Annotated in this window: 17 protein-coding genes, 1 tRNA gene and 2 pseudogenes; 6 read left to right on the top strand and 14 right to left on the bottom strand. The window is 67.5% G+C overall.

Going from position 1 to position 18,054, the window contains the following annotated elements; all coding sequences use genetic code 11:
- Positions 1-6: 6 nt before the first annotated feature.
- Positions 7-1,328, bottom strand: a pseudogene (locus ACFQ0P_RS15765) (flavin monoamine oxidase family protein).
- A gap of 165 nt (positions 1,329-1,493) precedes the next feature.
- On the opposite strand from ACFQ0P_RS15765, the gene ACFQ0P_RS15760 reads away from it, so the two are divergent.
- Positions 1,494-1,997 carry an SRPBCC family protein gene (locus ACFQ0P_RS15760; protein WP_204979580.1) on the top strand — a complete coding sequence of 168 codons (504 nt, stop codon included), beginning with the start codon at positions 1,494-1,496 and terminating at the stop codon, positions 1,995-1,997.
- Complete coding sequence (locus ACFQ0P_RS15755; RefSeq protein ID WP_204979579.1) at positions 1,994-3,454, top strand: phytoene desaturase family protein; 1,461 nt, start codon at positions 1,994-1,996, stop codon at positions 3,452-3,454. Before ACFQ0P_RS15760 ends, ACFQ0P_RS15755 begins: the two co-directional genes overlap by 4 nt.
- Positions 3,455-3,465: 11 nt before the next feature.
- On the opposite strand, the gene ACFQ0P_RS15750 is transcribed toward ACFQ0P_RS15755, so the two are convergent.
- Both ACFQ0P_RS15750 and ACFQ0P_RS15745 read right to left on the bottom strand, forming a co-directional pair.
- Positions 3,466-4,050, bottom strand: coding sequence for a hypothetical protein (locus ACFQ0P_RS15750; RefSeq protein WP_204979578.1), 585 nt, complete (start codon positions 4,048-4,050; stop codon positions 3,466-3,468).
- A 34-nt stretch (positions 4,051-4,084) separates the two neighbouring features.
- Complete coding sequence (locus ACFQ0P_RS15745) at positions 4,085-4,912, bottom strand: inositol monophosphatase family protein (protein WP_204979577.1); 828 nt, start codon at positions 4,910-4,912, stop codon at positions 4,085-4,087.
- A gap of 91 nt (positions 4,913-5,003) precedes the next feature.
- Here ACFQ0P_RS15745 and ACFQ0P_RS15740 point away from each other — a divergent pair.
- Positions 5,004-5,076: transfer RNA gene (locus ACFQ0P_RS15740), tRNA-Lys, on the top strand.
- Between the two features lie 337 nt (positions 5,077-5,413).
- Here the strand turns inward: ACFQ0P_RS15740 and ACFQ0P_RS15735 are convergent.
- Entirely contained in the window at positions 5,414-6,664 is a 1,251-nt protein-coding gene (locus tag ACFQ0P_RS15735; protein ID WP_204979576.1) for an acyl-CoA thioesterase/BAAT N-terminal domain-containing protein, read from the bottom strand.
- Positions 6,665-6,909: 245 nt separating this feature from the next.
- Between ACFQ0P_RS15735 and ACFQ0P_RS15730 the strand changes: the two genes are divergently transcribed.
- Positions 6,910-7,647, top strand: a complete 738-nt coding sequence (locus ACFQ0P_RS15730) for a dienelactone hydrolase family protein (RefSeq protein WP_204979575.1) — start codon at positions 6,910-6,912, stop codon at positions 7,645-7,647.
- 213 nt (positions 7,648-7,860) lie between these two features.
- Here ACFQ0P_RS15730 and ACFQ0P_RS15725 read toward each other — a convergent pair whose 3' ends face one another.
- On the bottom strand, positions 7,861-8,361 hold the full coding sequence (locus ACFQ0P_RS15725) for a nuclear transport factor 2 family protein (protein WP_378772785.1): 501 nt from the start codon (positions 8,359-8,361) through the stop codon (positions 7,861-7,863).
- Between the two features lie 121 nt (positions 8,362-8,482).
- Here ACFQ0P_RS15725 and ACFQ0P_RS15720 point away from each other — a divergent pair, with 121 nt between their 5' ends.
- Entirely contained in the window at positions 8,483-10,174 is a 1,692-nt protein-coding gene (locus tag ACFQ0P_RS15720) for an alkaline phosphatase D family protein (protein WP_204979574.1), read from the top strand.
- A gap of 448 nt (positions 10,175-10,622) precedes the next feature.
- Here the strand turns inward: ACFQ0P_RS15720 and ACFQ0P_RS15715 are convergent, their stop codons facing one another.
- The 3 genes and pseudogenes from ACFQ0P_RS15715 to ACFQ0P_RS15705 all read right to left on the bottom strand — a co-directional run bounded on the left by ACFQ0P_RS15715 (position 10,623) and on the right by ACFQ0P_RS15705 (position 11,880).
- Positions 10,623-10,925 carry a type II toxin-antitoxin system RelE/ParE family toxin gene (locus tag ACFQ0P_RS15715; protein WP_204979573.1) on the bottom strand — a complete coding sequence of 101 codons (303 nt, stop codon included), beginning with the start codon at positions 10,923-10,925 and terminating at the stop codon, positions 10,623-10,625.
- A gap of 11 nt (positions 10,926-10,936) precedes the next feature.
- Positions 10,937-11,188 carry a ribbon-helix-helix domain-containing protein gene (locus ACFQ0P_RS15710; RefSeq protein ID WP_204979572.1) on the bottom strand — a complete coding sequence of 84 codons (252 nt, stop codon included), beginning with the start codon at positions 11,186-11,188 and terminating at the stop codon, positions 10,937-10,939.
- Positions 11,189-11,270: 82 nt separating this feature from the next.
- Positions 11,271-11,880: pseudogene (locus ACFQ0P_RS15705) on the bottom strand (recombinase family protein).
- A 268-nt stretch (positions 11,881-12,148) separates the two neighbouring features.
- On the opposite strand from ACFQ0P_RS15705, the gene ACFQ0P_RS15700 reads away from it, so the two are divergent.
- The gene (locus tag ACFQ0P_RS15700) at positions 12,149-12,898 is read left to right on the top strand and encodes a nucleotidyltransferase domain-containing protein (RefSeq protein ID WP_204979571.1); all 750 of its coding nucleotides are present in this window, start codon (positions 12,149-12,151) and stop codon (positions 12,896-12,898) included.
- Positions 12,899-13,576: 678 nt separating this feature from the next.
- On the opposite strand, the gene ACFQ0P_RS15695 is transcribed toward ACFQ0P_RS15700, so the two are convergent.
- From ACFQ0P_RS15695 to ACFQ0P_RS15670, 6 genes are all read right to left on the bottom strand, one after another.
- Complete coding sequence (locus ACFQ0P_RS15695; protein WP_204979570.1) at positions 13,577-14,062, bottom strand: hypothetical protein; 486 nt, start codon at positions 14,060-14,062, stop codon at positions 13,577-13,579.
- A gap of 168 nt (positions 14,063-14,230) precedes the next feature.
- The gene (locus ACFQ0P_RS15690; protein WP_204979569.1) at positions 14,231-14,803 is read right to left on the bottom strand and encodes a DUF2510 domain-containing protein; all 573 of its coding nucleotides are present in this window, start codon (positions 14,801-14,803) and stop codon (positions 14,231-14,233) included.
- Between the two features lie 103 nt (positions 14,804-14,906).
- Positions 14,907-15,290 (bottom strand): hypothetical protein, encoded by a 384-nt coding sequence (locus ACFQ0P_RS15685; protein WP_204979568.1) that lies wholly within the window; start codon positions 15,288-15,290, stop codon positions 14,907-14,909.
- A gap of 146 nt (positions 15,291-15,436) precedes the next feature.
- Positions 15,437-15,721 carry a DUF427 domain-containing protein gene (locus tag ACFQ0P_RS15680; protein ID WP_378772780.1) on the bottom strand — a complete coding sequence of 95 codons (285 nt, stop codon included), beginning with the start codon at positions 15,719-15,721 and terminating at the stop codon, positions 15,437-15,439.
- Between the two features lie 239 nt (positions 15,722-15,960).
- Positions 15,961-16,368, bottom strand: coding sequence for an SRPBCC family protein (locus ACFQ0P_RS15675; RefSeq protein WP_378772777.1), 408 nt, complete (start codon positions 16,366-16,368; stop codon positions 15,961-15,963).
- Positions 16,369-16,550: 182 nt separating this feature from the next.
- A complete protein-coding gene (locus ACFQ0P_RS15670; protein WP_204979566.1) occupies positions 16,551-17,804 on the bottom strand; it encodes an NAD(P)/FAD-dependent oxidoreductase in 1,254 nt (417 codons plus the stop codon).
- Positions 17,805-18,054 lie beyond the last annotated feature (250 nt).

Below are 18,054 nucleotides of genomic sequence, written 5' to 3'. Positions count from 1 at the left end.
GGAGCGTCAGCTCCAGGCGTCCTCGATCGGGACATCCCGACCGAGGACGCGGACGGCCGCACGGTGTCCGGAGAGCATCGCGGCGGTCACGGTGGCCGGATCGTCGGTCCAGGTCGCCTCGCCGGCGAGGTGCAGCACACCGCCGACGGGTGTCGCGAGGGCGTCATGGTCCTCGGTCGTCGAGCCGACGGTCATGAAGGCATACGAGCCGCGCGAGAACGGGTCGTCCTGCCAGTCCGTCACGTGCACGTGGGTCGGCCGCGGAACGGACTCGCCGTACAGCCGCCGCAACTGCTCCATCACCGACTCGGTGATGCTCTCCTCAGACCAGTCGAGGGTCTCGACCGCCGCGGGACCGGCGGCGAAGGTGAGCAGGGTGGGTTCGCCGTGCAGGTCGGTGAGGTCGTACCACGAGTGCCACCAACGGCCCTCGGGTCCCTGCTGCCGGATGACGTAGACGTCGTCGTCCCAGAACTTCTCGGCGAACCGCAGGAACACCTTCTCGAACGCGTTCATGCGGAGGCGTCCGAGCGCGCCCGCGACGGGCTCGGGGAGGGCTGGCTCGATGACGAACTCCTCGGACTGCAGCACCCCCACGGGCACCGTCACGATGGAGGTGGAGCCGGTGACGGTGCCGTGGTCGGTTTCGATCTCGACGCCCACGTCGGACCAGCGCACGCGCGAGACGACGTGCGTCAAGCGGAGTCGAGGCCCTCGGCGAGTCGCCGGGGGAGCACGTCATACCCGTCGGGGAAGACCACCTCGTCGCCGTCGATCTGGTCGTCGTCGAGCCCGTGGGCGGCGAGGTCCTCGATCCAGGCGCCGTACTGCTCCTCGGAGCGATGCTCGAGGTATTCGCGCACGCGCTGGGTGCGCTCGGCATCCCACCCCTGCGCGGCGAGGGCCTGCTCGGTGACGTCGCGGTACGAGGCATCCGGTGCCGACTCGGCGATCGCGTCGAGGAGCGCACGATCGACCGCGTGGATGTCGGTCACGTAGCGCTCGGCGGCCTCGGCGCTCAGCCGCCGCCCATCCGGGCCGTAGTGCGCGATGGGGCGGCTGTCGGGCTGGTATCCGCCGACCGTGAACTCGACCATGCGCATGCCGAACGCCTCTGCGGCGGCCGCGACGGGCGAGTCGGTGATGCCGTGGATCCACGACGCGCCCATGTCGGTCGCGCGGCCGAGCCGACGATCGGTCGAGACGCGCCCGCCCACCCGGTCGCGGGCCTCGAGCACGAGCACGCGCTGCCCGTGGCGGCTCAGCAGGCGAGCCGCGGTGAGTCCCGCGACCCCCGCGCCGACCACGACCGTGTCGAAGTGCTCCATCGCCGACCTCCTTGACGCGCCACGCGGCGCTTCTCCGACCCTATCGATCGGCCGACGATCCGGATCCGCGAAGCGCGGCTGTCAAGACCGTCGACGGCGGTCGCTCATTCTGCCTGAATGGGCAGTGGAGAAGGAGATCGCTGCTGTCGACCGAGGAGGGTGGCCATGTCGCGCAACGTGAGAGTGCTGCGATGCACACCGACGGACGTCTTCGACGTGCTCGCCGACGGGTGGCTCTACCCGGCCTGGGTGGTCGGGGCATCCCGCATGCGCGAAGTGGATGACGCGTGGCCGCGAGCGGGCGCGAGCCTCCATCACTCGTTCGGCGCCTGGCCGTTCCTCATCGACGACCGGACGGTCGCCGAGGCCTGGGACCCGCCGCACCACATGGTCATGCGCGCCCGCGGCTGGCCGATCGGAGAGGCGCGCGTCACCATCGACGTGAAGAAGCGCGGTGAGGAGTGTCTCGTGCGGATTCAGGAAGAGGCCGTGGCGGGGCCGGGGAAGTATGTGCCTGCGCCGCTCATGGACGTCTTCCTCCACTGGCGCAACACCGAGACCCTGCACCGCTTGGCGTACCTTGCTGAAGGAAGGGCGCGACGGCCGCGCGCCGACACGACCGCGGGAGACGAGATGGCGCGCAGCGGAGAGGATCAGGCGGAGGCGTGAGCGAAACCGACCTGGATGCGGTGGTCGTCGGCGCAGGCCCCAACGGCCTCGCCGCGGCGGTGACGCTCGCCCGATCGGGCCTGCGGGTCCGGGTGTTCGAGCGAGCAGACCAGGCGGGTGGAGGTGCCGCGACCCGCGAGCTCACCCTCCCCGGATTCCAGCACGACGTCTGCTCCGCCGTCCACCCCCTCGCCTTCGAGTCGCGGTTCTTCCGCGAGTTCGGGCTGAGGCATCGCGTCGACTTCGTCACGCCTGAGCTCTCCTTCGCGCATCCGCTGGACGGCGGCCGCGCCGGCCTCGCCTACCGCGATCTCGCGCGCACCCGCAGCGAACTCGGCCCGGACGGTCGTGCCTACGAACGACTCATGCGGCCGCTCGTGGAGCGCTCGTCGGAGGTCGCAGAATTCACCGGCTCGTCCCTGCTCCGTGTCCCGAGCTCCCCGGCCACCGCGGTCTCGTTCGGTCTGCGCGCGCTGGAGCAGGGGTCCGCGGCATGGAACGCCCGCTTCCGCGGCGACGTCGCCCCCGCCCTGGTCACGGGGGTCGCCGCCCACACGATCCTGCCGCAGCCGTCCATCGCGGCCGCGGGCGCGGGCCTCGCGCTCGGCGCCTACGCGCACGCGCGCGGCTGGCCGATCCCGGTCGGCGGCAGTCAGGCGATCATCGACGCCCTGATCGACGACCTGCGGGCGCACGGCGGCGACGTCGTGCTCGACCGTGAGGTGGGCTCGCTCGGCGAGCTTCCCTCCGCCCGGGTCAAGGTGCTCGACGTCACGCCGCGCACCCTGCTGCGCTGGGCGGGCGACCTGATGCCGTGGCGCTATCGCCGGGCACTCGAGACCTTCCGCTACGGCGGTGCCGTCGCGAAGATCGACTTCGCGCTGAGCGACCCGGTTCCGTGGACCCACCCCGAGGTGCGCCGCGCGGGAACCGTGCACGTCGGGGGGACGCGGGCGGAGGTGGCGGATGCCGAGAACGAGGTGAACCGCGGTCGACTCCCCGAGCGGCCCTACGTCCTGGTCTCGCAGCCCACGCTGTTCGACGCGAGCCGCGCACCCGAGGGCAAGCACACGCTCTGGACGTACACGCACGTCCCTTCCAGCAGTCCTGCCGACCGCGCCGAGGCCGTGATCGCGCAGATCGAGCGATTCGCTCCGGGCTTCCGCGACACGATCCTCGCGGTCCACTCCCGCTCGGCGGTCGAGGTCGAGGCGCACAATCCGAACTATCCCGGAGGCGACATCGCGGCCGGCGCGCCCACGCTGTGGCAGATGATCCGCCGCCCCGCTCTGAGCCTCGATCCGTGGAGGACGCCGCTTCCCGGCGTCTACCTGGCGTCGGCGTCCGCGCCTCCCGGCCCCGGGGTCCACGGGCTCGCGGGCTGGTTCGCCGCCCGCAGCGCGCTGAGCAATGAGTTCGGCCGGCGCGCCCTGCCCGACCTCTCTCTGCGGGACTGACGACGATCAGGTCAGGCCGGCGGCCATTCGATCAGCAGCAGTCCCTGACGTGTGTCGGCGAACTTCACCCAGCCGTCGCCGAAGAGGTACGTCATCCCGTATCCGTCGTCGTCGACGACGATGGCCGTCCCCTTGGGGGTCGTGATGTAGATGCCTTCTTCGGAATCCTCGCGGATCCATCCCTGGGACACCAGCCAGGCCTGCGCCTCGGACGCCTCGTCTTCCGGCATCCGTCCCCAGCCGAACATCTGCAGGTGGTCGCCGGCGGGGCCTTCGAAGTCCGCCCACACGCACTGCAGGCCGTCGTCGACCGTGCGGTCGCCGACGCGGAGCGGCTCGGCCTGCGAACTCCACCCGACACTCTCGAAGTCGGCGACGATCTCGGGGCCGATGAGGGTTTCGCAGGTGGGATCGGGGGTCGAGGCGTCGACCGTCGGCGTCGGCGACACCTCGGGCGCGGGGGCGGAGGGCGTTCCTGCGACCGACTCGGTCGGCAGCGGCGCGGGGGGCGGACCGGCCGCGCACGCCGTTGCCAGAGAGGCGACGGTGAGAGCGAGGACGATGGCGGCGCCGGTTCGGTGTCGCGGGGAAAACATCGAGCGGTCTCCGGGGGAGGGTTGGGGGAGGTCGTCAGGGGGAGTGGAGCAGGTGCAGAAAGGCGTCGTGGAGCGCGCCGTTGGTGGCGAGGGAGGAGCGTTCGGCGAGGGAGTCGGTGCCCGCGTACGAGGTGAATCGTCCGCCGGCTTCGGTGATGATCGGCACGAGCGCCGCGATGTCGTACTCCTTGACCCCGAACTCGGCGACCAGTTCGAGACGGCCTTCGGCCAGGAGCATGTAGGGCCAGGCATCGCCGTAGCCCCGGTCGCGCCAGACGGCCGAGGTCAGGCGTTCGAGGGCGTCGAGCTCGCCGGCATCCCGCCACTGGCCGATGCTCTGGAAGCTGACGCTCGCCTCGGAGATCGCGTCGACGTCCGAGACCGAGATCCGACGGGGCTGTCCCGTGGAGCCGTTCGTCCATGCGCCGAGTCCCGTCGCAGCCCACCAGCGTCGGCCGATGGCGGGCTGGCTCGCGACCCCGACGCGAGGGATCCCGTCGATCGCGAGGGCGATCAGCGTCGTCCACATCGGGATGCCCTTGAGGTAATTGGCGGTGCCGTCGATGGGGTCGATGATCCACTGGCGCGCCGAGTCTCCGGTCGTGCCGTACTCCTCGCCGAACACCCCATCCCCGGGTCGCTCCGCGGCGAGGAGCGCGCGGATCGCCCGCTCGGTCGCGAGGTCGGCCTCGGTGACATGCGTCGCGTCGGGCTTCGTCGAGACCTCGAGGTCGGGGGCGTCGAAGCGGCTCATGGATGCCGCGTCCGCCGCATCCGCCAGCCTCAGAGCGAATGCCAATTCGTCCTGAAGGTCACCCTCGAACGGCGCGTGGAAGGGCGTCGCGGGGGAGGGTGAGGTCACCCGTCCAGGATATCCGGCGAAGGATGGCCTCGATTTCCGGTGACGCAATCGTGATGGTAACGTTGACCCTCGGTTCGCAACGGCGGATCACGCACCTCTAGCTCAATCGGCAGAGCAACTGACTCTTAATCAGTGGGTTCAGGGTTCAAGTCCCTGGGGGTGCACAACCCAAGAAGCCCGGTATCTCGGACCAAACGAGATACCGGGCTTCTGCTTGCAGGACGCGAGCGGGGCGATCCCCTCCGGAACCCCTCCGAGGCGTGGCGTCCGGCGCGGAGGACCGCCACTAGGTCCGGTCGATCACCCTCGACGCGCTCCGTCAGCGGCGGCTGCCCCCCCTTCCCCTCACCGGTCTACTTCACGATCGGACGCCTCGACATCGAACTCGCGCACGCGAATCCGGCACCACCCGCGCCGCAGTGATTCGATCGGATCCCCGAGCGGCCATTGCGCGGGAGGGGGTGGTCGAGTGCGGGCAGCGTAGGTGCAAGCGGGTTCAGGTCATTGGCTGGCGGCTGCGAGGGTTTCGTTGATGCTCTGCCAGAGCTCGACGCGGACGGTGTGGGATTCGGCGAGCGTTGAGGGATCATCGGTGAGGTCCGGCCAGGGGATGTAGGGCGCCATGGTCACGTAGTGGTCAGCGCCCTCGCCGCGGGCGAGCAGCGTTTGCTGCTCGAGTTCGCGACGGTTCAGGATGTCGTCCGCGAACTCGCAGGAAAGCCAGAGCTGGTCCTCGGTGCCGCAGGCCAGGACGACGGGACCGGTGATCGCGCGGACGTCGATGCCGGCGCTCGCGGGGATGCGGGTGTCCTCGGGTCCGAAGCAGTCTTCGACCAAGGGGTGTCCGGAGAGCGTCCACGCGGGGAGTGTGGTGTCGGGAACGCCGCAGACGATCGCGCCTGCTCCGACGGGTGCGAATGCCCCGAACACCTTGCCGGGATGTGTTGCGGCGAGCCAGAGTGCCATCTCGCCGCCCCGCGAAGCACCGTAGGTGAAGACACGCTCGCCGTCCACGCCGGGTTGCTGGTGCAGCCAGTCCAGCGCGGTGAGGAATGTCTCGGCGGGCACTTCCTCGAGCCTTGTCGGCTGCCCGTCGGAGCCGAAGTATGAGATTCCCAGCGCGGGGTAGCCCAAGCCCGCGATCCAGCGTGCGGTGGCGGCCGCGAACTCGCCTCCGCCCTCGGATCCGCCGAACGCGAGCACTGCGGGTCGCGGCTCTCCAGGGTCCATCTCTGCGGGGGTGGCATAGACGCCGATGATGCCGTCGTCGGTGACCTGCTGCACGCGGATGCCTGGGGCGAGCCCGGGCCGACGGACGGTCGTTTCCGCGAGGGGGTTGCCGTTGTCATCGGCGACGGTGAGCGTCACGTCGTACGGCTCGTCCCACATCGACGCTTGGCGGACGCTGCCACCAGTCCCGGCCCAGAAGGGAGCCATGGGGTCGGCTGCCGACCAGTCGCCGTCAACAGGCTGTGCGCTGGTCAGATCGACCACGCCGTCTGGATCCGCGATGAAGACCGCGCGCGCAGCGAATGCCATGTCGTCCAGATTGGTCTTTGAGCGCAGACTGACCTCCGCGCCAGGAGGCAATCCCGTCACCTCGATCTCAAGCGGTGCGAACACCCCGTTGCCCGACGTGACCTCGATCGCGGGCTCGGTCGCCTCGAGTGCGCACCCGGACATCGCGAGGACGCCCGCGAACAGCGTTGCGGAGGCCCGAACTCTGAGTCCACGGCGACGAGAGAGACGCATCCACTCATTCTGGCCGGTCAACTCGCCCTCCTGTCGACCGGCCACGCGGTCCGCACTCGGGCAGCGCACGTTGATGGGGTGCAGCGGGCGGGCAGAGACGCGGTTGGTAGTGTTGTGGGGCCGCGCACGAGTTGAGGAGGTGATACCCCGTGAACGTATCGACATGGGTGCTCCTCACTGAGGTCACGGTCGGGCGCTAGAGAGCCCGGGGGCGCCGACTCACTGGCATCCCGAAAGGCACACTCGTGCGATTCACCTCAGAACGACGACTCGAAGACGGACTTCTCGAGCGCGACTTCACCCTCGACGGCATCCTGTGGACGCCGGATTCCGCATCCCCGGCCGACCCTGTGCCGCTGATCCTGCTCGGACATCCCGGCGGGCTGCAGCAGATGCGGCCGCGCCTGGTCGACCGTGCCCGGCGCAGCGCCGCGGACGGGTTCGCCACCGCAGCGATCGAGCTACCGGGCGGTGTGGATCGGCCCGCGCTCCCTGCGGTGAACGAGGCACGCGCCGACCTGGCCCGCGTGCTGGCCGACGGTGGGCCGGTCACCGACGACATCATCCGTCGGCTCGTCGTCCCGCTCGTCGAGGCCGCTGTGCCGGAGTGGCAGGCCGTGCTCGACGCGCTGCTGATGCTTCCCGAGATCGGTGGTCCGGTCGGCTACTCGGGTGGGCCGATCGCGATTGGCATCCGTCTCGCACGCGTCGAACCGCGAATCGTTGCGGCAGGCATGTTCGCCGGCAGCTTCGTCCCGGCCGAGATGATCGAGGAAGCCCGCGACGTCTCGATCCCGCTCCACGTCCTGCTGCAGTGGGACGATCGCGGCAACGACCGCCAGCTGGCACTCGACCTGTTCGACGCGTTCGGTTCCAAGGAGAAGACCCTCCAGGCCAACCTGGGCGGCCACACCGCCGTACCGGAATACGCGGGCGAAGACGCGGCCCGCTTCTTCGCGCGACACCTCACGGCGTCGAGCTAAGCCATCAGCATCCGCGCAGGGTGCGGAAGCTGGTCCAGCGCGAGCGCCGATTTGGTCCACGGGATCCTTCGGCGGGCGAGCTTGCTCCGGGACGACCTTTCGCCCGACCGTGACCTCAGCGAGAAGCAGCTATCTCGATCCGGTTATCCATGTCGCCTCTTCTCGCCTTGCGGAGCATTCGGGTTCAACTGCTCCTGGCCGAACGCGTGCGGATCAGTCGGGAACGATCTTCAGGCTCTCGATCCGATCGCCGCGCAGCGAGAACCGGAACGGGCTCGTTCCGTTGAACCCCTTCCCCGTCACTCGGAGGTGCACGAGGTAGGTGTCGGGTCTCGCCTCCGCGACGATATCGACAAGTTCGAAATGGGACTCCTTGCCGATGTTGTCAGTGCGATCCCACTCGCGGATGCTCTCGTGACCACGCGCCACACGTCCCCAGTCGTCAAGGACCCCGTCCTCGGTGAACGCCGCGACGAAGGCATCCGAGTCGCCCGTGTTCGTGGCATCGATGAAAGCGGCGATGGGCGTCGGGAGCGCACGCATGAATCGATCGTCGCGTCCGACCCACAGCGTGTCGGCCGGTTCCGCCCGCGCGACGTCGGCCACCTCTTCCTCTGGACGAGGCGCGACGTTCTCGTCGACTTCCAGCTTAGGGATGCTCGACTCGCCGGGACCGGGAATGCGCCCGGAGCGGGTCTGCTCCGTTCCGCCCATGGGGCAGTTCCTTTCCTGCGGGGGTATGGACAGCGTAAGCCTGATACATCCGCGCTGACCACACCGGTGCTTCCCCGTCAACCTGTGGCCCGAGCAAGCGACGAGCGTTAGACATGGAATCATGGCGTCTTCCGCTCTTCTCGTTGGACCGATGCTGCGCTACACCGCAGAAACCTGCGCGACCGTCTGGGTCGAGACTGCGGACGACGCTGCCGTGACCGTGCGCGTCGGCGAGCGCGAGTGGCGAACTCGGACCTTCGCGGTGCACGGACATCACTACGCCCTCGTCGCACTCGACGACCTCGAACCGGGATCGGTGATGCCCTATGAGGTTCGTCTGGACGGAGAGCGGGTGTGGCCCGACCCGGACTCGTCCCTGCCGGCTCCCGTCATCGCCACCCGCGCGCCTGAGCAGCCTCTGCGGATGGCGTGGGGATCGTGTCGCACGAGCGTGGACCACGACGCCACCGGCAATCGCACACATGGCGTCGACGCGATGCGGACGTTCGCTCTGGCACTGGGCGAGGATGCGTCGCTTCGGCCGCATCTCATCCTGCTCCTGGGTGACCAGGTGTACGCCGACATGACCACCGAGGCCATGCAGGAGTACATTCGCGATCGCCGCGACATTCGCGAGCCGCCCGGCAAAGAGCTCAAAGACTTCGAGGAGTACGCGCACCTGTATCGGCTCGCTTGGTCGGACGATGCCAACCGATGGCTGCTGTCGACCGTGCCGAGCGCCATGATCTTCGACGACCACGACGTGCGCGACGACTGGAACGCGTCACTGGACTGGAAGAAGCAGATGGAGGCGACATCGTGGTGGCACGACCGCGTTGTCGCCGGGCTGGCCTCGTACTGGGTCTACCAACACCTCGGCAACCTCTCTCCCGCACAACGCGCAGACGACGAGATCTGGCAACGGATCAACGCGCACGCCGGTCCCGGCGAGCTGGACATCACCGACGCGCTGGATGCCTGGGCGGATCGCGTGGACCGGGAGCCTCGCACGTACCGTTTCAGTTATTGCCGCGACTTCGGCGACATCCGTCTGGTCGTCGTCGACTCCCGCGCAGCACGCGACCTCACGCCCACGGCCCGAGCGCTGGTTGATTCGACGGAGTGGGCGTGGCTGGACGAGCAGCTGCAAGGCGGTTTCCGGCATCTGCTCATCGCGACCTCGCTCCCGTTCCTGCTGCCTATCGGGCTGCATCACATCGAGTCCTGGGACGAGGCGATCTCGCAGGGCGCCTGGGGGCGCTTCGCCGCCCGGATCGGCGAACGCCTGCGGCAGATGGTGGATCTCGAGCACTGGGCTGCCTGGCAGAGCAGCTTCCAGTCGCTGGCGGGCATCCTGACAGAGATCGCTGATGGAGGCCGCGGCGACGCGCCCGACTCGCTGCTGGTGCTCTCCGGCGACGTGCACTTCTCGTATGTCGCAGAGGTCGAGCGGTCCGGTGGGGGCAGGATCGTGCAAGCCGTGTGCTCTCCGGTGCGCAATCCGCTACCGATCCTGATGCGCTGGTTCTCGGTGGTGATGTCATACGGCCTGGCGCGTCCCGTCGGTGCCGTCGTTGCCCGCTCGGCGAAAGTACCCGATCCCCCGTTCGAATGGACGACGACCAAGGGGCCGTGGTTCGACAACAATCTCTCGGTGCTGCAGGACACGTCTGACGGCCTCGAGTTGACCTGGCACAAGGGCGTGGTCGAAAACGGCGACGAGCGGCATCCGCGGATGGAAGAAGTCTCGCGCCTCATGGTGGGCCCTCGCCGCTCAGTAGACGGAGCGGTCGGCGGGCGAGCTCAGGGATAGCAGTCGAGCGGGGGCGGCGACCACTTGGTTGCGAATCAGATCAAAGGTCAGGCGTCGGAGCAGCAACCTGACGCCGGCGCTTGCTCGCCGGGTTTGGCTGGGGTGTGGTTTGGGAAGTCCGCCTCTCCGATGCCGCCGGGCCCGGAGAACGCCTCGACGAACTGACGTGCTCTGGACGACGAGTTCCTCCGGGCCGTACGGCCAGAGGAGCGACCTACGGTGAATCCGTACGTTCATTCCGCTGGCGCATTCAGCCACGCGAAGTCGTAACTCCTGGTCCCACCCGCCCGAGCTCGCTCGGTAGTTCGGAACAGCTCACCTTTACGACGACGTCGAAGTGATCCATCCGGCGATCCTAGGTGTGCAGGCGCGAGAGAGCACAGCAGCTGTGCACGGCCGGATCCGCATGCGGGCGGTGCGCGTTTGACGGACGGGAGTGTGCGTTTGGTTACTCGGTCATTCGGGCCGGGATGTCGCGCTTGGAGTGGAGCACGTGCCGGACGTCGACGAAATCGGCGGTATCGAAGTAGACGATGACGTGGGGGTAGGTTCGCAGGGCGAAGACACGGACGCCGGGGATGCCGAGTTCGACCTCGAGTCGAGGGGATCCGATGGCCGGATGGTTGCCGATCGCTTCCAATGCGGCTTCGAACTCGTCCACCAGGCCCAGCGCGGCATCCAACGCACCTTTGTCCGTGTAGAAGGCGATCGCGGAGTGCAGTTCCGCCTCCGCGGTGGTGCGTGTGCGCACCCGCTTCCCGGTCACCGCGCGGCAGTGCCCTCGCTGGCGGCGCGGATCACGCCGCGTAGCCGTTCGAAGTATGCCCCGTCCATCGGCTCGGAGTAGTCCGCATCCGCTGAGGCCAGGATGCGCTCACGGAGAAGAGATCGATCCCGGTCATATCGAATCAGTTCGCGGACATACTCGCTGGTGGTGCCGAAGCCTCGTTCGGACACCTGCTCATCGACGAACTGTCTGAGCGAGTCGGGAAGCGAGACATTCATCGTGACCATGCACCCAGCATACGAGCGTTGGCAAGAATTGCCAATGGTCTGGATGCTTGACTCCGCGGGGGACCGGCGGAGCCCTGGGATATCAGAAGATGTGTGCTTCGCAGGTGGCGAGGAACGCGACCCGGCGTCGCCGCAGTTCGCGGTAGACGGTGGCGCGGGAGACCGAGAAGAGCTCAGCGATCTCCGTCTGCGTGTACTCGCCGCGGTCCTGCACATCGAACAGCAGTTTGCGCTGTGTCATCGACAGCTTCGGCTGCTTGCCTTTCAGGTGTCCCTTGGCGCGGGCGACCGCCATACCTTCCTTCGTGCGCATGCTGATCAGGTCGCGTTCGAACTCGGCGACCATGGCGAGCACGTTGAACAGGAGCCGCCCCACCGGGTCTGTGGGGTCGTATCTTCTTCCGCCGAGACTGAGCGCGACGCCTTTCGTCGTCAGTTCGTCGGCGATGTCGCGTGCGTCCCTGACCGATCGGGCGAGCCGGTCGAGCTTGGTCACGACGAGGGTGTCGCCCTCTCGGACTGCGGCGAGCGCCTCACGCAGCCCGGGTCTGGCGCGGTTGGTACCTGTCAGGCCGTGATCGACGTAGATGTTTCGCATCGAGGAATCCGAGTCTCAGCAACGCGTCCCGCTGCGAGGTGAGGTCCTGATCGGCGGTCGAGACTCTGGCGTAGCCAATCTGTATTCCATTCATGCCGCGAGCGTCCCACCCGGAGCAAGGGAGCGCACCCGAGTCGGATCCGTAACGGGCAACGCCCGGAAGCGGGGCGTCGCGTGCGGGGCTCCGCGAGCTCAATGGCCATCCGCAATCGGGCAATGCGCGGTGCGAATACGTCGCGCACGGCTCCGAGCGCGCTCGTTCGCCATCCCTAAGCGCGCATCGCCCGCTGAGCGCGCCCCAACGAGCGTCCGCGATCCGGCAACGTACATGAAACATCCGACGTCCGTGCAAGTGTTGCGCCATGTTCTCTGCAACGGATCGAGACACGATCCAATCCAGTCTGATCGCGCGGGCTGTCGCCGACCAGCGAGTCATCGGCGCGGCGCTGGTCGGATCGGCGGCGCGCGGAACCCAAGACGACTGGTCCGACATCGACCTCGCTCTGCAGCTCGACCACGGCGTCGACGAACAGCAACTGGTCGACGAATGGACCCAGGCCATCGGCGACGAGCACGGCCTGTCCGACACACACGATGTGCGGTCGGCCGGTGCCCGCTACCGGGTGTTCCTCCTCTCCAACTCCCTGCAGGTCGATGTGTCGTTCTGGCCGCACAACAAGTTCCGCGCCACCGAACCGGGCTTCCATGTTCTGTTCGGCACACCCAACGCACCCACCGAGCCGACCCCGGCCGACGCTTCGGCGATGATCGGGATGGGCTGGCTGTACGCCCTCCATGCGCGTTCCTCGATCGCGCGGGGCAAGCTCTGGCAGGCGACGTCCATGCTCGACGGACTACGTAGTCAGGTGCTCGCCCTCATGTGCGCACGAGCCGGGCTCAACGCATGGCACGGCCGCGAGATCGACCGACTACCCACAGACGACCTGGACAGGCTCGAAGCAACACTGATCGGCGAGCTCGTCGCCGACGACCTCGACCGCGCCCGAACCGCGCTGACTCGACTGCTCCTCGATGAGGTCACCAAGACCGACTCCGATCGAGCACGACGATTGCAGCCGGCCTTCGACGCCCTGGCTGCACCCGTGGCATGATCCGATCCCTAAACGGGCATCGCTCGTGAAGGGCGATCCGCTGCTCGCTCTCTGGCCGGTCGTGCAGCGCACGCGGTTCCGTTGCTATCCGCGCAAGTGGACCGATTAGTGCGACGCGTCACGTAGGTTTGCCGTGTGTCAGGAGACTCGCGGAGCGATGAAGTCCATCAGCGGGTCTCGCGACGCGAGTGGCGCGCGACCCATAACCCGCCAGTTCGGCGCGGAGACCCCATCGTCGGCCTGGCTTCGTGGATCCTGCCCACCGGCATGATCGCAATGTTTATTGGTAGCTTCGGAGGACGCCGCAGCCCCCACCTACCCCCGGATTTGTCCGCGATCGCCGTCGCGATCTGCGGTGCGGCAATGGGAATCGTCCTGCTTGCCGTGGCTGTGCGACTGCTCGTGAAACGAGACCACGCGCCCCTCTCGATCGCCGGAGGAGTTGCGTTGGTAGTCGTTTCCCTCCTGTCGTCCGTCGTGGTGCTAGCCCGGAGCACCGGTGAGATCTCGTGGTCAGTGCTGGCGATGTTCATCGTCAACCTCGCCTGCCTCGCCCTCGGTGGGTTCGCGCTCGTCGTATCTTTCCTGCGCTCGCCACGATCAACGGCATAACCGCGACTCGAATGCCGGTCGTTCTGCGGGCGCCGCCACGAGGGACGTAGGTGTGTCTCGCCACGTTCAGGGGATGTCGTGTCCGAACGCGAAGAGTGTCCACGGGGGAAGGAGGGATGCCGTGATGCGCGTCGCGTGCGAATGTTCTCCGGGACGGAACTCGTGGTGGAGGTAGTCGAGCAGGTCGTCCCCATACACGATGACGTCGGTCTGGTAGACGGAGAGGACAGGAGCGCGGGTTCCATGTGGGTCCGCGGGAAGATAGCGATGCCCGTAGAGCGGCACCAGTTGCGGCCACAGTCCGACACGAGCTTCGACCACCCTACGGCGAGCATCTTCGTCTTTCGGTTTCTCACCCCACGACGCTGGCCAGAACGCATTCGCCTCGACATCGAACAGCACTCCCTGAAACGGCCAGCAAACCGCGGCCCGGATGCGATGATCGTCGAGGTTTCGCCAGTTAAGCCACCGGTCCCCGACGGGGAGCGCCTCGGACAAGAATTCGCGGTGGTCGGTGCCGAAGTGCACGCTGTAGGCGGACTGAGCGGCCATCAACTCCTTGTCACTCAGGCCAGGTGTGAGGGTAACGCCGATGGCACGAAGGAGATCGACGGCAGCGCTCTGGGATACTCATGAATGATATGGCGGAGTAGTGCGTCCGCCGGCTCATTCGTGCAATGGTCCGCTGAAGCACGGGTGCGGGTCGTGCCGCGTGCGCCGCTACCGGCGGAAGTAGTGCCGGGAGACGCTGTTCACCCAGGCCACGAACTGACGTGCTTGGAGTCCTAGGTTCGGGTTAACCGGCGCAACCCAGAACTGCTCGGGCCCGTCGATCGAGATGTAGAACTCACGACGATCGACCTTCTTCTTGAACATCGCGCCGGTGATCATTCCGGCCGGCCCGAAGAGGAGGCCGCCGGCTGCGGCACGAGTCAGAGTCGATCGCTCGCCGATGTCACCCGCAGTCTCGAAGGAAGCCATGGCGCCGCCGATGGGCTGGCTCATCTCGCCCAGGAAGATCCAGCTGCCCGCCACCGTGATGCCCGCGAACGAGTGAGGCTCCTCGATGAACTGGGTCTGCTGCCCCCACTGGGTTCCGTCCCACCAGCGCAGGCGCCCGCGCCCGTCGTCGTACCAGCCGGCGGCGTGTGAAGCTACGGCGACCGTAGATGATGTGTGCAGCTCGACGGTTGACCCGCTCATGTCGGCGTAGTGCTCGGTCCACTGGGCACCGTCCCACCAGCGCTGTCGGCCGGAGCCGTCGTCGAACCATCCTGCCTCGGCATTCCCCATGCGCAGATCGTAGTGAAGCAGTCGGCTCCACGTGCGATTGCCGGTCCGCCTGCGTGCGCGGTTCCACTTCGTCGGCAGCGCGCAAGGCGAGGGCACGTGGGTGCTAACGCGTCGGGCTGACTTCCCACGGTGACTGCGGCTCGGCTCCGAGCGACCAAGCTTCCGGTGTCTGCCAGCGAGCGAAGAATGCGTCGATCGCAACAGATGACGACTGGTCTACGGCTAACCACTCGTTGGCCACCTTGCGTCCCATCGCTTCACAGGCCTCCTCAGAGTAGCGGCCGCGCGGATCGTCGTATTCGTCGCTCACGCCCATCCACAGCGCGTACGCGTTACCTCCATGCGAGCAATCGAAGTACTCGCTAACGAACTGTTCGGCGCCCCCAATCGCCAAGTCGTACATCCGCTGGTTGCCCGGATCCTCTGCAGCCTGGGCTACTCGAGTCATGGCCTCTAGGAACCGCAGCTCATCGTCGGAAGTGGGCACCTTTGGGAGTGTACCTGGGCTCCAGCGTTGGCCACGCGGAGGTCTCGAGGACGTAAGCCGGTCCTCCTACGCGCTACCGCGGGCGGTGTGCGACTGGGTTCGAGCGCCCGCCTGACTCAAGCGGCTGAGCGAAGGGCGCTCACGGGTCAGCCGGCGACGACCTCGACGCCGTGCCAGAAGGCCACGTGGTCGGTGATCTGGGAGGCCGCTTCGGACGGGGTTGGGTAGTACCACGCGGCGTTCAAGTTCCGCTTGCCGTCAACTTCGACGTGGTAGTAGCTCGCGGTGCCTTTCCAGGAGCAGACTGTGTGGTTCCCGCTCGGAACGAAGAACTGCTCGTCGATGGAGTCCTTCGGGAAGTAGTGGTTGCCTTCCACGACGACAGTCTCGTCGGTTTGAGCGATAACAGCCCCGTTCCAGACAGCCTTCATCAGTTCCCCTTCGTGATTAGCACATCGCATCTTTCGAGGCGTACCGAGAGTCGCCCGTAGTCGATGAAGCCGGATGCCACCCTGGTCTATTCCCGTGAGTCGTTGCAGACACGAACGCGCCGCTTCGCCCGGAGCTCGCGGCGAAGAATGGTTGCCTGTGGTTGACGACACGAATTGCACGTCAGCGATAGATCCCGACTGAACCGTCGCGTCCGCAGCGGGGTCGGCCAGCGAGCGGTTCAGGCGAGCTCAGCGATCAAGTGACGGTTGCGCCTGGTGATGAGGCGTCGCAGGTACGGCACGAGGACCATACGCTCGGCAAGCCGCCCGAAGATGGGAGAGCCGACGGTGATGGTGTCGGTCATCCGGCATCCGCCGCCGACTGATTCGAATCGATGCTCGTGGACGAAAGTCTTGAATGGCCCGCGTACCTGCTGGTCGACGAATCGCGAGGGCTTATCGAGTTCGGTGATCTTCGAGGTCATCGTGAACCAAATGCCGAAATGACGTGCGCGCCAGGTGACGGTCTCACCCAGGCCGATCGTGCCTGAGGTCGTGCCAGCGATCGCACGCTCGCTTGACTTCTGCATCGACGACACGTGCGCGTCGATGTCGAGAGAGATCTCGAATAGCTCCTGCGGGCTCACGTCAGTGTCGGTCACGACCACAAACGTTGACGGCATTCACCCATTCTGCGCCGTCGGCCGGCGTTGCGACCGCACGGGGACCGGTGGTTGAGCGCGCCGACACGAGGGTGGGTAGCGCGACGTGAACGCGCTGCCGTCCTGCCCGCAGGCCGGTTGTCAGGCGGGCGAGGCTGAGGGCCGCATCAACCCCGGATCGGTGTCCCCAGCACGGATGTCGCCGCCCGCATCCCCGAGAACAGCGCCCCTTGTATCGACGGTGTCTCGCGGTGGTCGCCGGCGATGTACAGTCCGTCGCCGATGCGGGCGGGCGACGGGCGCCGCATGGGTGGAGGCAGGGCGGGGAGTGCGTGTGGGATGTCGTCGCGCCGGAGGAGTTCCCACGTGGTCGAGGCACGGCCCCACATCCGCGAGAGCTGGGCGCGCACCTCGCGCTCGGTGGCGACACGCTCCGGCGCCCACAGGCAGGTCGCCTGAATCAGGTGGCGGCCTCGCGGTGCCGCCTCCGGGACCGTGGCGGAGATCGCCAGTGAGTTGACGATCGGGCCGTCGCGAGTACCGTCGAGTGTCAGAACGCCGGTTTCTGGTGGTTCGGTGGCCGCGAACCACCATGTCTGCAGTCCTCGGGTGGCAGGGACCGGGATGTCCACGAGCACGTCGAGAGAATCCGCGCCGACCGCGACGACGACGTCACGCGCGAGCAAACGGCCCTCGCCCAGCGCGCGCACCTCCCACCGATTCTCGCGCCGCCGCAGTCTGCTCACGGCACGGCCCACCCGGATATCGGCTCCCGCTGCATGAGCGCGCCAGGCGAGGGCTTTCGGCAGGGCGCCGATGCCTTCTCGGGGCAGCCCGGCCGCTGCCGGCAGGAACGACCGCGCCAGGAGGCGCACGTATGTGTCGGACGTCGATTCCGAGGCGTCCGCCAGAACCCCGGAGAAGAACGGCGACAGGAGCTCGGTGCGCAACGACCCGGTCAGGCCCGCGGCGTCCCAGGCCTCATCGACGGTGCGGTCCGTGCGTGTCACCGCGGCACGCGGACGAAGGGCGATCGGGCCAAGCCACCGAACGAGCCCGACCAGGTCACGCGGTGTCAAGAGACCGCTCGCGAGCGTCGCGGGAAGCAGATGCGGCTGCTGTAGCGGATGCGCGACCGTCGCCATGGAACCGTCTGTGCGGCGCACCCGGACCGCCGCCGGCAACTTACGCACAGCGAGGCGATCGACCTCCACCGAGGTCCGGACAGCGGGATAGACCGTGTTCAAGACATGGAACCCGCGGTCGAGCGTGAAGCCGTCCACGCGATCAGTGCGCTGGCGCCCGCCGACGCGATCGGCGGCTTCGAGCACGACCACCTCGCGACCGCGGGCCGCCAGTTCGGCGGCGCACCGCAGGCCCGCCAGCCCAGCACCGATCACGACCACGTCGTGCGTCTGCATGAACCGAGTGTAAAAGGACGACGCGAAGTCGGGGTCTCGATGCTCCGCATTCTGTGGTGTAGGGCCGCGATCGCGTCGCAATCCGTGTCCCCGGGCAGGTTCAACGAGCGGGCCTATGCGGGTCGCTCTCCGTGCTCTCGTGCCGACGATGATCGAAGGCCCGATCCTCGCAACGCGATCTTCGGGTCAGTGCACGGAAAGCCCGCCCGCGAACGTGCACGCTGGACGTTGCTCATACGACCGACCCAAA

It is taken from the genome of Microbacterium insulae, assembly GCF_042677065.1.
Lineage (GTDB): Bacteria > Actinomycetota > Actinomycetes > Actinomycetales > Microbacteriaceae > Microbacterium > Microbacterium insulae.
The sequence above is the reverse complement of the archived record's forward strand: the minus strand, read 5'-3'. Positions and strand labels throughout refer to the sequence as shown.

Bases quoted from the DNA above. Each gene is read 5' to 3' on its own strand.
- ACFQ0P_RS15680 (WP_378772780.1), bottom strand. From the start codon at position 15,721: ATGAAGGCTGTCTGGAACGGGGCTGTTATCGCTCAAACCGACGAGACT.
- ACFQ0P_RS15710 (WP_204979572.1), bottom strand. From the start codon at position 11,188: ATGGTCACGATGAATGTCTCGCTTCCCGACTCGCTCAGACAGTTCGTC.
- ACFQ0P_RS15720 (WP_204979574.1), top strand. From the start codon at position 8,483: ATGGCGTCTTCCGCTCTTCTCGTTGGACCGATGCTGCGCTACACCGCA.
- ACFQ0P_RS15750 (WP_204979578.1), bottom strand. From the start codon at position 4,050: ATGTTTTCCCCGCGACACCGAACCGGCGCCGCCATCGTCCTCGCTCTC.
- ACFQ0P_RS15700 (WP_204979571.1), top strand. From the start codon at position 12,149: ATGTTCTCTGCAACGGATCGAGACACGATCCAATCCAGTCTGATCGCG.
- ACFQ0P_RS15760 (WP_204979580.1), top strand. From the start codon at position 1,494: ATGTCGCGCAACGTGAGAGTGCTGCGATGCACACCGACGGACGTCTTC.
- ACFQ0P_RS15725 (WP_378772785.1), bottom strand. From the start codon at position 8,361: ATGGGCGGAACGGAGCAGACCCGCTCCGGGCGCATTCCCGGTCCCGGC.
- ACFQ0P_RS15690 (WP_204979569.1), bottom strand. From the start codon at position 14,803: ATGGGGAATGCCGAGGCAGGATGGTTCGACGACGGCTCCGGCCGACAG.
- ACFQ0P_RS15695 (WP_204979570.1), bottom strand. From the start codon at position 14,062: ATGGCCGCTCAGTCCGCCTACAGCGTGCACTTCGGCACCGACCACCGC.
- ACFQ0P_RS15735 (WP_204979576.1), bottom strand. From the start codon at position 6,664: ATGCGTCTCTCTCGTCGCCGTGGACTCAGAGTTCGGGCCTCCGCAACG.
- ACFQ0P_RS15670 (WP_204979566.1), bottom strand. From the start codon at position 17,804: ATGCAGACGCACGACGTGGTCGTGATCGGTGCTGGGCTGGCGGGCCTG.